Raw genomic sequence first — 13,014 nt, 5'->3', positions numbered from 1 at the left:
CATCGACTGAGCTACCAGCTGATCGCTCGTCTCGGGCAGTGCCCCTGCTGCGGAAGGGCGGGCGTAAAGCTACTCTTGTGACACAGTAAGACTAGAATTCGTTGTCGCATGCACGGGTGTCTCGGCCAGCTGCGAATATTTGATTGCCGAGGCCATGTAGAGGAACACCATGTACAAAAACCTCGTGGGCCGCGCCGTTCTGGCGTGGACGACCACCTGTTTTTTCAGTCTTTCATCCCCTGCCTTCGCGCAGAGCCCGGCACCCCAGGTGCCGCTGAAGATCGGCTTCGTCTACGTCACGCCGGTCACCGACGCCGGCTGGGTGCGCCAGCATGAAGACGCCCGCAAGGCCGTCGATGCGGCGCTCGGCGCCCGCGTGAAGACCACCTACGTCGAGAACGTGGCCGAAGGCGCCGACGCCGAGCGCGTGATCCGCGACCTTGCGCAGCAAGGCAACAAGCTCATCTTCACGCCCAGCTTCGGCTACATGGAGCCGACGATGAAGGTGGCCAAGGACTTTCCCGACGTGAAGTTCGAGTCGGTCACCGGTTACAAGCTGGCGCCCAACGTCGCGACCGCCAACGCGCGCTACTACGAGGGCCGCTACCTCGCGGGCATCGCGGCCGGCCGCATGACCAAAACCAACGTGGCGGGCTATGTCGCGGGCTTTCCGATTCCCGAGGTGCTGCAGGGCATCAACGCCTTCACGCTCGGCATGCGCTCGGTGAACCCCAACGCCAAGGTCCGCGTGGTGTGGCTCAACGAGTGGTTCGATCCGCCCAAGGAGCGCGATGCGGCCATGGCGCTGTTCAACCAGAACGCCGACGTGGTGGCCTTCCACACCGGCTCCACGGCCGTGATGGCGGCCGCGCAGGAGCGCGGCAAGATGGCCATTGCCTACCACTCCGACATGCGCAGGATCGCGCCCGACGCCCAGCTCGTGGCCGTCACGCACCAGTGGGGCGGCTACTACACGCAGCGCGCCAAGGCCGTACTCGACGGCAGCTGGAAGAGCGGCAACGTGTGGGGCGGCGTGAAGGAAGGAATGATCCGCGTCGGCGACTTCGGCACCAAGGTGCCCAAGGCCGTGCAGGACGAAGTGCTCGCGCGGCAGAACGACATCGCCGCCGGCAAGCTGCAACCGTTTCGCGCGGTGGCCGCCGACGTGCGCGACAACGAAGGGCACGTGGTGATCGCCAAGGGCGCGCAGCTGAGCGACGAGCAGATCCTGAAGATGAACTGGCTGGTCGAGGGCGTGCAGGGGCGGGTGAGCCGCTAGCCAGCCTGCAGGCGCTGCGGCCGATGACGTCGCCAGCTGCCGCGGTTCAGATCTCGCTGCGCTGCAACAGGTAGCCCAGCCCGCCGACCCTGAACCAGCGGTAGCCGTACGGCTCCAGCAGCATGCAATGCCGGCCCTTCTTGTCGGCCTCGCTGTGCGCCTCGGTCAGCAGGTTGATGAGCCGCGCGCCCTCGGTCCCGATTTCTCGCGCCGGCAACTCGAACTCCAGCGGCTCCTGCGCCAGGTTGTGCACGAACAGCACCGAGTTGTTTCGCCAGTCGTAGCGCATCACCAGCACCTGCGGCGACGGATGCGCAAGCACCTCGAAGTCGCCCCAGCCCACTTCGGGAATCTCCTTGCGCATGCGCAGCGCGCGCTCCATCCAGTTCATCAGCGACTCGGGGTCGCGCCGCTGCGCCGCCACGTTCACGTGCTCGAAGCCGTAGGCGCCGCCGCTGATCACCGGGCGCACCGGCTTGCGCGCCGCGGTGAAGCCGCCGTGCGGCTCGGTCGACCACTGCATGGGCGTGCGCGCGCAGTTGCGCTCGGGCAGGCTCAGGTCGTCGCCCATGCCGATCTCGTCGCCGTAGCGCAGCACCGGCGTGCCGGGCAACGTGAGCATCAGGCTGTAGGCGAGTTCGAGCCGGCGCCGGTCGCTGCCGAGCATGGGTGCGAGGCGGCGGCGGATGCCGCGGTCGTACAGCTGCATGTCCTTGTCGGGCGCGAAGGCGGCGAACACGCGCTCGCGCTGCGCGCGCGTGAGGCGCCCGAGGTCGAGCTCGTCGTGGTTGCGCAGGAACATGCCCCACTGCGACGTGGCGGGGCGCGGCCGCGTGGCCGCCAGCGCCTTGGCCAGCGGCCGGCTGTCGCCGCTGGCCAAGGCGTAGAACAGGTTCTGGTTGACCTGGAAGTTGAACATCATGTGCAGCCGCTCGCCTTCGTCGCCGAAGTACTGCATGTCGGTCTTGGGCAGCACGTTGGCCTCGCCCAGGATGACGGCGTCGCCCTTGCGCCATTGAATCAGCTCGCGGAACTGGCGAAGCATGTCGTACTGCTCGGGCGCGCCCTTGACGTCGGCGCCCTTCCTGGCGATGACGAAGGGCACCGCGTCCATGCGAAAGCCCGACACGCCCAGCTGCGTCCAGAACCCCATGATCTTCAGGATCTCGGCCTGCACCATCGGATGGCTGGTGTTCAGGTCGGGCTGGAAGTCGTAGAAGCGATGAAAGTACCAGCGCCTGGCGAGCTTGTCGTAGGTCCAGGTCGATTTCTGCACGCCCGGAAACACCACGCCGTCGTCCGCGCGCGCCGGCTTGCGGTCTGCCCACACGTACCAGTCGCGGTACTTCGAGCCGGGGTCGCGCCTGGCCTCCTGAAACCACGGATGCTGGTCGGAGGTGTGGTTCACGACCAGGTCGATCAGCACGCGCATGCCGCGCTGCGCCGCGGCGTGGGTGAACTCGACGAAGTCGCCCAAGGTGCCGAAGCGGGGGTCGACGTTGTAGTAGTCCGCCACGTCGTAGCCGTCGTCGCGGCCCGGCGAGGTCTGGAAGGGCATCAGCCAGATGGTGGAGACGCCCAGCCCGTTGAGGTAGTCGAGCCGCCGCGTGAGGCCTTCGAAGTCGCCGCAGCCGTCGCCGTTCGCATCCATGAAGGTCTCGACCGACAGACAGTAGACGACCGCGTTCTTATACCAAAGGTCTTTGATCATGCATTCCTGCTTTCAGGGAAGGACTCGCACATATGGACACCAGACAACAACAACCCGCACCGCCCGACGGCTGGTGGAAGAACGGCATCGTCTATCAGATCTACCCGCGTTCGTTCCAGGACAGCGATGGAGACGGCATCGGCGACTTGCGCGGCATCCGGCAACGGCTCGATTATTTGGTGTCGCTCGGCGTCGACGCTGTCTGGATTTCGCCGATCTACCCCTCACCGATGGCCGACTTCGGGTACGACATTTCCGACTATTGCGGCATCGACGCGCGTTTCGGCACGCTGGCGGACTTCGATGAACTGGTGCGCAGCGCGCATGCGCGCGGCCTGAAGGTCATCCTCGACTTCGTGCCGAACCACACGTCCGAGCGGCACCCCTGGTTCACGCAGAGCCGTTCCTCGCGCCAGGATCCGAAACGCGACTGGTACCTGTGGCGCGACCCCGCGCCCGGCGGCGGCCCGCCGAACAACTGGCTCAGCAACTTCGGCGGCCCGGCCTGGACGCTCGACTCGCGCACCGGCCAGTACTACCTGCACTCCTTCCTGCGCGAGCAGCCCGACCTCAATTGGCGCAACCCCGAGGTGCGGGCCGCCATGTACGAGGCCCTGCGCTTCTGGCTGCGCCGTGGCGTCGACGGTTTTCGCATCGACGTGCTGTACCACCTCGTGAAGGACGCCGCGTTCCGCGACAACCCCGCCAATCCGGCGTTCGTGCCCGGCGGGGACCCGTCGCACAGCCTGCTGCCGCTGTACACGGCAGACCTCCCCGAGGTGCAGGAGATCGTGCGCGAGATGCGCGGCGTGGTCGACGCGTTCAGCGACGCGCAGGGCGACCGCGTGCTGATCGGCGAGCTCTACCTGCCGCTGGCGCGCCTCGTGGCGTACTACGGGCTCGACAGCCAGGGCGTGCTGCAGGGCGTGCAGCTGCCCTTCAACTTCCAGCTCATCGGCGCGCCATGGCAGGCCGGCGTGATCGAACGCCTGGTGCGCGACTACGAAGCCGCGCTGCCGCCCGGCGCGGCGCCCAACTGGGTGCTCGGCAACCACGACAAGCCGCGCATCGCAAGCCGCGTCGGCTCCTTGCACGCCAGGCTCGCGGCGATGCTGCTGCTCACCCTGCGCGGCACGCCGACGCTGTACTACGGCGACGAGATCGGCATGACCGATGCAGTCATTCCGCCCGGCGAAGTGCAGGACCCGTTCGAGAAGAACGAACCGGGCAAGGGCCTCGGCCGCGACCCGCAACGCACGCCGATGCAGTGGAGCGCCGCCCCGCACGCGGGCTTCAGCCAGGGCAAGCCCTGGCTGCGGCTGGGCGACGACTGGGCCACCCGCAATGTCGAACGGCAGCAGGGCGATGCGACGTCGATGCTTGCGCTGTACCGCCGGTTGATCGCGCTGCGGCGCGCCGAGCCGGCGTTGCATGCCGGCGCGTGGGCGCCGCTCGACCTTGGCGCGGACATCCTGGCCTATGCACGCACGCTCGGGCAGCGGCGGCTGATGGTGCTGCTGAACTTCGCGGATGCGCAGAGAGACATCGGCAGCGCGGTGTCGGGTGGGGTGGTCGGCGTGCTCGCGAGCACCCACGAGGGGCGAGAGGGCCTCCAGGCGGAGCCGCTGTCCCTGGCGGCGCTGGAAGGCGTGGTGCTGGCCGTGCAGGGCCCGGCATCGGCGTGAACTGAGGAGCGCCGGCGCCACGGCGGTCGTGGTGATCTTGGCGATCTTGGCGAACGTGCGGTGGCCGACGGTCCCTCCGATCTCCGTCCTTTGAGCGGGCGATCGACCACGCGTCAGCCCGCTGCCTTGGCGCTCCCGTGGACCGGCGCGCGCCTGCTGGTAACCCTAGTACTTTGAGCCTACCTTCGAAACATCGGTTACTCCCCGATGCAGTTCGCGGCTGACGACGTCATCGCGCGCTTTCACGGCCCCACGCTGGTGGAAAGCCATTGCCAAGGCCTGCGTTAGGTACCCGTTATCAGGCATATCGCCAGTTGCTACGCGTGCTTACATTTTTACCTTGCATTTCGCAAATCACGGTATGCGGAGGGCACGCCAGTGCCACCGCATGTGGGCGCCTGCCCGGTCAGGTAACGAAGCAACAGGTAGAGGCGATGAACAAGATCTTTCGGACACTCTGGAATCCCGCGCTCGGCACTTGGGTGGCCGCTCCTGAAACCTCGCGCGGCCACGCGCGCTCATCGTCGAGCACGCGTGCCGGCAGCGGCGTCGGCAGAAGCGCCATCGCGGTCGCCATCGCGGTGGCGCTGCTGTCCGCAGGACCTGCGATGGCGGCCGGCGGCGCGGGCGGCCAGCCGGTGGGCGATCCGCTGCTGCATGCAGGGGCCGGCGGCAGCGACGGCAACGGTGGCAGCGGCGGGCTCAACGACTCGAACCTGGGTGCCAGCGGCGGCAGCGGCGGCGCCTCGACACCCGCCGGCGCGACGGCCGGCAGCGACGCCGCCATCGGCGGCTTCGCAGGCGCCACGCCCGGCACCGGCGGCGCGGCGGGCACCACGAGCAATCTCGTGGGCCCGGGCGCGTTCCGGGGCGACGACGGCCTTGCGGGCCAGTCGCAGACCGGCGGCGCGGGGGCCGGCAACGGCTATGGCGGCGGCGGTGGTGGCGGCTTCCGGGGCGGGGCGATTGCCAACAACGTCAGCGCGTCCAACGAAAGCCGGACCGGCGGCAACGGCGGCGCGGGCGGGCAGGGCTACTGGGCCGCGGGCGGCGGCGGTGCGGGGGGCTACGGCGCGATCCTCGATGGCCCGCTCGGCAACTACACGTCGTTCGCGCCGTCGGTCGGCGGCGCGGGCGGGGCGGGCGGCGACGCTTTCTCGCAGGCCGGCGGTGGCGGCAGCGGCGGGGGCGGCTTCTACCTGAACGCCGTCACGCCGGGGCTGGCCTTCAGCAACATGTGCACGATCACCGGGGGCGCGGGCGGTGCCGGCGGCTCCAGCCTGCTGCCAAGCGAGCTCAACGCCTCGGGCGGCGGCGGCGGTGCGGGCGGCATCGGGCTCACGCTGGTCGGCAGTTCGATTGCCGCGAGCAACGCGGGCGTGATCACGGGCGGCGCCGGGGGCGCGGGCGGCAACGGCGGCGGCGGCGCCACGGGCACGGGCGCACCGGGCGCGGGTGGCGGCGGCGGCGCGGGCGTGTCGTCCACCGGCAGCGCGGCCGGCATCGCGAACACCGGCAGCATCACGGGCGGCGCCGGCGGTGCGGGCGGAGTCAACAACAACGGCGGCGCCAACGGTGCGAACGGCGCCGGCGGTGTCGGCGTCTGGGGCTCGAACCTGGCCGTGACCAACACCGGCACCATCTCGGGCGGGCTGGGCGGCGACGGCGTGACCCGAGCGCCGGCCGTCGAGTTCACCGCCGGCAGCAACAGCCTCACGCTGAACACCGGCGGCGTGCTGATCGGCGCCATTGCCATCGACCCCGGCGCCACCGGCCGCGTGATCGCCGGCGACGACGGCCTGAGCGTGCCCAACGCGCTGATCCTGGGCGGCGCCGGCACCATCGACACCAACGGCCACGACCTGGCCTGGACCGGAACCATCTCCGGCGCCAGCGACCTGGTGAAGGCCGGCGCGGGCGTGCTCACGGTCAGCGGTGCCAACACCAACAGCGGTGCGACCAGCGTCGCGGCGGGCACCTTGCGCGCCGGCGTGGCCAACACCTTCAGCAGCGCGAGCGCCTTCAACGTGGCCGCGGGCGCCACGCTCGACCTGGCCGGCCACAACCAGACCATCGCGTCGATGGCCAACAGCGGCACCGTGTCGCTGCTGGGCACCGTGCCCGGCACCACGCTCACCGTGACTGGCCCGTGGGTCGGCAACGGCGGCACGCTGCGCCTGGGCACCTCGCTGGGCACCAGCGCGAGCGTGAGCGACCGGCTCATCCTGAGCGGCGCCACCGCCATCGCGAGCGGCACGACCAACGTGCAGATCACCAACATGGGCGGCCTTGGCGCGCTCACCGCCGGCAACGGCATCGAGGTGATCAGCGCCATCGGCGGCGCGACCACCACGGCGCAGACCACCAGGAATGCCTTCGTCCTGGCGGGCGGCCACGTCGATGCGGGCGCCTACGAGTACCGGCTGTACGCGGCCGACGCCAGCGGCGCGGGCGAGAACTGGTACCTGCGCTCCACCACCACCACGACTGTCACGCCGCCGGGGGGCGGCACGGGCACCGGAACCGACCCGGGAACAGGCACCGGCACCAGGGACGCCGCAGGCAACGTCGCGGTCACCGCGGGCGCCGGCGCAGCGGCCGTGGGTGCCATCGTCGTGCCCACCTATCGCGCCGAAGTGCCGCTGTACGCGGCGCTGCCCGAGCAGCTGCGCCAGGCCAACCTCGCGATGGTGGGCAACCTGCACCAGCGCGTGGGCGACGACGGCCCCTCGGGTGCCAACATCGCCACGCCCGAGCAGGGCTACCGCCAGGCCTGGGGCCGCATCATCAGCGTCGACCGCACCATCTCGCAGAGCGGTACCGTGAGCCCCACCAGCGAGGGCCGCCTGACCGGCTTCCAGGCTGGCACCGACCTGTGGGCCGACCCCCACTGGCGCGTGGGCGTGTACGTGGGCCAGCTCGACGGCGACATGCGCGTGACCGGCTTCGCCAGCGGTGTGCAGAACCTCGCGGTGGGCACCAACAACCTGAAGAACCAGTACCTGGGCGCCTACGCCACCTGGAAGAACGACGACGGCCTGTACGTCGACAGCGTGCTGCAGGCCGGACGCCACCGCTACACCGTGTCACCCGCGCTGGGCCTGGGCACCTCCGGCAAGGGCAACAGCCTGCTGGCTTCCGTCGAAGTCGGCCAGGCCTTCGCCATCGCGCCCAACTGGACCATCGAGCCGCAGCTGCAACTGGTGCACCAGCGCGTGAACCTGGACGACACCGGCATCGCCGGCGCGCTGGTGCAGCAGAACAGCCACAACGGCTGGCTGGTGCGTGCAGGCGTGCGGGTCAAGGGCGAGATCGCCACCGGCGCCGGCCTGCTGCAGCCCTACGTGCGCTTCAACGTGTACCGCAGCGGCAGCGGCACGGACATCACCCGCTTCGTCGGCCCGGCCGCGTACACCGACATCGCCACGCGCACCGGCGGCACCAGCACCGAGCTGGCCGGCGGCGCCACGCTGCAGCTGACCGAGAGCACGAGCCTGTACGCGGAAGTGGGCAAGCTGTGGGCCTCGGGCGGCGACACGCGCACGAAGGGCGGCGTGCAGGGCAGCGTGGGCATGAAGGTGCGCTGGTGAACTGCCGCTGACCGCCGCGATCGCAGGGGGGCTGACCTGTGGCCTATGTCCTATGGCGCGCGAGGCTGCCCCGCGCGCGTTCCCCTGTTCAGGGGATGACGTGCGGCTTCGATGCGTTCAAGATCGCGGCCCGTGCGGATGCACGCAGAAAGCGAGGCTCCCATGGCGAGTACGACGGCTGTAACCATCCCCGGCGACGACCATCGCGGCTTCCCGGCCATCACGATCGACAGGTTGATCAAGGGCGCCCGCTTCGTCTCCGGCAGCGCGCGGGTGCTCGGCCTGGTGCTCGTCGGCGCCGCGGCGATCCTGCTGCTGATCCAGTCCATGCTGTATGTGCGCACCGGCTGGGGCGTCGAGGACTTTGCGGGCTGGGCCGACGACGGCGCCGCGGGGCCGGCCGCCGCACTGCTCGAGCTGTGGCGCCGCTGCCAGCTGGTCTGGCTGGCCCAGGCCTATTTCGCGCTCGACAGCGCGCTGTTCGTGCCGCTGTATGCCGCGTTCTTCCTGAAGACCGGCCGCGTGATCGCCACCGCATTGGACGAGGACACGGGCCAGGCCAGCGAGGCCGGGCGCCGGTGGTTCGTGCTCTTCTGGGTTCCGGTGCTGATGCTGGTGGCCGTCGACCTGCTGGAAAACATGATGGCGCTCGGCCGCACGGGCGGCTGGGGGCCGAGCATCGGTGTCGGCGTGCTGCTGCTCGGGCTGCTCGGCGTCGGGCGGCTCGCCAACCTGGACGCGTGGCAGGTGCGCGCGCACCCGCGGGCCGTCGCGGTGGGGGTGGTGGCGCTCGTCGCGCTGGTGGCGGCCATGTACTTCAGCGCCGATGCTTGCGCCGCTGCGGAGGGCGCCACATGGCGCGGCCGGCTGGGCTGCGCCGCGCACCAGGCCAAGTGGCCGCTGACCGGTGCCGTGCTGCTGGTGCTGGCGGCCGGCGGCGCCTGCTGGCTGTTCGGCGTGGTGCTGTCGATTCTTCCGGACCGCCCGAACAATGCCCACCGCTGCGAGTTGCGCGCCGACCTGCGGGCAGCGATCTTCGACTGCATCGTGCGCAGCCGCTACGTGCTGGCCGCGCTCGCGCTGCTGGCGGGGCTGACCGTGGTGATGGACCAGTCGCGGGACATCATTGCCTCGACCGCTTCCTTCGTGCCGCGCTTCCTCACGATGGTCCATGTGGACTGGGGCGGCGCGCCGATGCCGCCGCCCGGCACCCCGATCGACTGGGGCGCCGCCGCCTGGCTGCTCGCGGGCTCGGTCACGGTCTTCGCGGTCTCCGTGCTGGCGCTCGCGATGCTCGTGTTCGCCTGCTGGCTGTGGACGCGCAGCGTGTGCCACCTGCGGCGCTCCACCGGCCGCATCCGCCACGACGACGGGCTGGGGTATGTGCCGGTCGGCAAGCGCCACGAAGACTTCTTCGCGCGCGACTGGGCCCGTGTGCTGGCGCTGGTGCCGGTGCTGCTGGTGGTGGTGCTGTGCGCCAACGTGCTGCAGGACCTTTCGAAGGCGCAGGTGGGCACGGCCGCGCACGGCGGCGGCCATGCCGGCTGGCCGAGCTGCCTGGTGCCGAGCCTCGGCGTGGTGGCCTTCGCCGTGCTGGCCGTCTTCGCGGGCGGCGGCTTCATCTGGCGCCGGTCGGAGAAGGCGTCCACCGGCGGCTACTACGACTGCATCGACTGGAAGGAGTGGAGCGAGCGCTTCGGCCTGCTCGACGCAACGCCCAAGGCCCCCGGGCCGGGTGAGCCTTCCTACGAGGCGCCCAGGATCGTGAAGTACAACTTCCTCGGCAAGCTCACGCCGTACCTGCTGCCCCTCGCGGCGCTCGCGCTGGTGCTGGCCTGCCGGCTGGTGGACGTGCTGCCGGGGCGCAGCGGCGATTACTTTCCCTCGATGGCCTTTCCGGTCATCCTGCTGTCGCTGACCTTCTGGCTGTGCGTGTTCGGCTGGCTGTCGCTGCTGGAGGTTCGCACGGCGGTGCCGTGGGTGCTGGTGTTCTTCGCGTGGGTCGGCGTGCTCGGCGTGGCGGGCCTCACCGACAACCACATCGTCTGGCCGGGGCCGTTGCCGGGCGAGTACAGCCGCTGGGGCGGCATCCGCATGCTGGTCTGCACGGCGCTGCTGGCCTGCGTGCTCGCGGTGGCCTACCGGTGGGCCATGGCGCGGGTGCGCGCGTCGACCGGCGCCAGCATGCTCAGGGTGTACTGGCCGCTGATCCTCACCTTGCCTGCATTGGCGATCGTCATCGTGGCCGGCAACCTGCTCGCCACCGCGCGCCGGCCCGGCGATGCGGCGCAGGCGCCCGTCATCGCGGGGGTGGCGCTCGACGCGGCCCTGGCGCAATGGCTGCGCGGCCTTTGCCACGCGCAGAACGACCAGGCCGCGTGCAACCCGCAGTTCCCGGCCAACCCTGCCAGCGGCGGCCAGGACGTGTATTTCGTGTCGACCGAAGGCGGGGGCATCCGCGCGGCGATGTGGACGGCCATGGCCCTGCACAGCCTCGAAGCGCAGGACCCGAGCTTCGCGCAGCGCAGCTTCGCGATCTCCGGTGTCTCCGGCGGCGCGGTGGGCGCGGCGGTGTACCGCGCCTGCGGCGGGCCGCTCGACGCCGCCGCGCGCGAGCGCTGCATCATGCGGTTCGCCCAGACCGATCTGCTCTCGCCGCTGCTGTCTTCGTGGATGTTCGAAGACCTGCTCGGCCGCGTGGTCCCCAGCGGCGTGTGCAAGACGCCGGGGTGCGGCTTCATGTCGCGCGGCGCCTGGTTCGAACAGACCATGGAGGTCGGCGCGCCGCGGCTGCGCAAGGGCATGCGCGAACTGCACCGCGACGACGCGGGCAGCGGCAACGACGTCAGGCACGTGCCCTACCTGCTGCTGAACGCCACCTGGGTCGAGACCGGCGAACGCGCCATCGCCAGCGAGCTGCGCGTGTCGCAGGCCGACTTCCCCGGCAGCAAGGACCAGCTTGGCCTCGTGGGTGCCGACATGCCGCTGGGCGCCGCCGCGCACAACGCGGCGCGCTTTCCCTACGTGAACGCCATCGGCGGGCTCAAGACGCCGGCCTACCTCTGCGACCACCGCGGCGCGGACGTGCCCGCGGTGCCCGACAAGACCTCGCCTGCGGCCGCGACGAAGATCTGCGGCCACCTGGCCGACGGCGGGTACTTCGACAACGGCGGTGCGCAATCGACGGCCGACCTGGTGCGCGCGCTGAGCGCCTGCCTGACCGTCAGCAAGGGCGGACCCGCGGCGTCCTTGGGGCCGTGCGAGGCGATACCGGCCGAGCAGCGCAAATGGCTGCGCGAGAACCTAGTGCCGCGCGTGCTGATGATCCGCAACGAGTCCGACCCGGGCGCCGCGACCGCCAAGGGCTGCGGCGAGACCGGGCCGCCGACGCGCGCGCAGGTCATTCCAGCGGACAACGCCGCCTGCACCACGGCCATCGGCGAGCGCTACCAGCCGGCGCGGCCGGTCTGCGCGCGCGGCAAGACGCCCTACCTCGACCTGATCGGCCCGTTGCTGGCGGTGATCAACACCAGCGGCGTCGGTGCCGGCGGGCGCCTCGCCGAGGCCCGCGAGGGCGACGCCGTCATGCAGGCCCGGCTGGCGATGGGCGGCAAGGCCGCCACGGCCCGCACGGAGCCGGTGACCGCCATCGACCTGCTGCCCAAGGGCGTGCACTTTCCGCTCGGATGGCACCTGTCGCATGCCGCGGTGGACAGCATGAAAGAGCAGGCGGGCATGTGCAGCCTTGCGCTGCCGGCGGCCAAGCCTTGAGCTGAGCGGCAGCGGTCGACGCGGGCAGGCCGCGGTTCTTCAACCCAGCCGCTCCACCACGAAATCCACGAAGGTCCGCAGCTTCGCGCTCGGCCGCGCCTCCGGCATTCGCATGATGTGCACCTGCCGCGTGGGCAGTTCCCATTCAGGCAGCAACTGCACCACCTGGCCCGAGGCCAGCGCGGGCCCGAGCAGCGCGTCGGCCTGCACGATCACGCCCACGCCGGCCATGGCGGCGGCCAGCAGGGCCTGGCCGTTGTTGGTGGTGAGCGGGCCGCGCACCGGCACGTGCACGGTCCGGCCGTTGCGCGTGAAGCGCCACGCGTGGTCCGGGCCCCAGCTGGCGAAGCCGAGCAGCGGGAAGGCCTCGAGCTCGGACGGGTGCTTCGGCTGGCCGTGGCGCGCCACCCATTCGGGGCTGGCCACGGCGAACATGCGCGCCAGCGCGAGCGGCCTGGCAATGAGCCGCTCGTCGACCGCGGCGCCCGAGCGGATGCCGCAGTCAAAGCCTTCCTCGGCGAGGTCGACCACGCGGTCGTTCAGGCTCAGGTCGACCTTCACCTGCGGATAGGCAGCGATGTAGTCGCTGATCACCGGCGTGAGCCGGTGCGCGCCGTAGGCCACGGGCGCGGTGACGCGCAGCACGCCCTGCGGCATGGCGCGCAGCGACTCGGCCACGCCGTCGGCGGTGTGCACGCTGGCCAGCACGTCGCGGCAACGCTCGAGGTAGGCCGCGCCGATCTCGGTGAGCGCATGGCGGCGCGTGGTGCGCTCCAGCAGGCGCGCGCCAAGCTGCGCCTCGAGCTGGCGGATGTGCTTGCCGACCATCACGGCCGACAGGTCGAGCGCCTCGGCGGCAGCGGCGAAGCTGCCCGCGTCCACCGTGGCGACGAAGACTTCCATGGCGCGGAGCTTGTCCATATTAAGAACCAATAGTTTTGAATGAGAGAACTGGATGCCAATTTATCAAACGGAAGG

General features: G+C 70.6%; 6 protein-coding genes. 4 read left to right on the top strand and 2 right to left on the bottom strand.

Translation table 11 applies throughout. The annotated features are described in order from the left end of the window. The first annotated feature begins 169 nt into the window (after positions 1–169). Positions 170–1,279 carry a BMP family ABC transporter substrate-binding protein gene (locus BM004_RS35160; RefSeq protein WP_093220612.1) on the top strand — a complete coding sequence of 370 codons (1,110 nt, stop codon included), beginning with the start codon at positions 170–172 and terminating at the stop codon, positions 1,277–1,279. Positions 1,280–1,325: 46 nt separating this feature from the next. On the opposite strand, the gene BM004_RS35155 is transcribed toward BM004_RS35160, so the two are convergent. Continuing rightward, positions 1,326–2,990 carry an alpha-amylase family protein gene (locus tag BM004_RS35155; RefSeq protein ID WP_093129434.1) on the bottom strand — a complete coding sequence of 555 codons (1,665 nt, stop codon included), beginning with the start codon at positions 2,988–2,990 and terminating at the stop codon, positions 1,326–1,328. A 32-nt stretch (positions 2,991–3,022) separates the two neighbouring features. Between BM004_RS35155 and BM004_RS35150 the strand changes: the two genes are divergently transcribed. From BM004_RS35150 to BM004_RS35140, 3 genes are all read left to right on the top strand, one after another. Beyond that, complete coding sequence (locus BM004_RS35150; RefSeq protein ID WP_093220609.1) at positions 3,023–4,675, top strand: alpha-amylase family glycosyl hydrolase; 1,653 nt, start codon at positions 3,023–3,025, stop codon at positions 4,673–4,675. 434 nt (positions 4,676–5,109) lie between these two features. Further along, positions 5,110–8,265 (top strand): autotransporter outer membrane beta-barrel domain-containing protein, encoded by a 3,156-nt coding sequence (locus tag BM004_RS35145; RefSeq protein WP_093220608.1) that lies wholly within the window; start codon positions 5,110–5,112, stop codon positions 8,263–8,265. A 162-nt stretch (positions 8,266–8,427) separates the two neighbouring features. Beyond that, positions 8,428–12,036 carry a hypothetical protein gene (locus tag BM004_RS35140; protein ID WP_143072617.1) on the top strand — a complete coding sequence of 1,203 codons (3,609 nt, stop codon included), beginning with the start codon at positions 8,428–8,430 and terminating at the stop codon, positions 12,034–12,036. A 39-nt stretch (positions 12,037–12,075) separates the two neighbouring features. On the opposite strand, the gene BM004_RS35135 is transcribed toward BM004_RS35140, so the two are convergent. Then, positions 12,076–12,939, bottom strand: a complete 864-nt coding sequence (locus BM004_RS35135; protein ID WP_256220193.1) for a LysR family transcriptional regulator — start codon at positions 12,937–12,939, stop codon at positions 12,076–12,078. Between the last annotated feature and the right edge of the window lie 75 nt (positions 12,940–13,014).

It is taken from the genome of Variovorax sp. OK212, assembly GCF_900112425.1.
Taxonomy (GTDB): Bacteria; Pseudomonadota; Gammaproteobacteria; order Burkholderiales; family Burkholderiaceae_C; genus Variovorax.
This window is presented reverse-complemented; position numbering and strand designations above follow the sequence as displayed.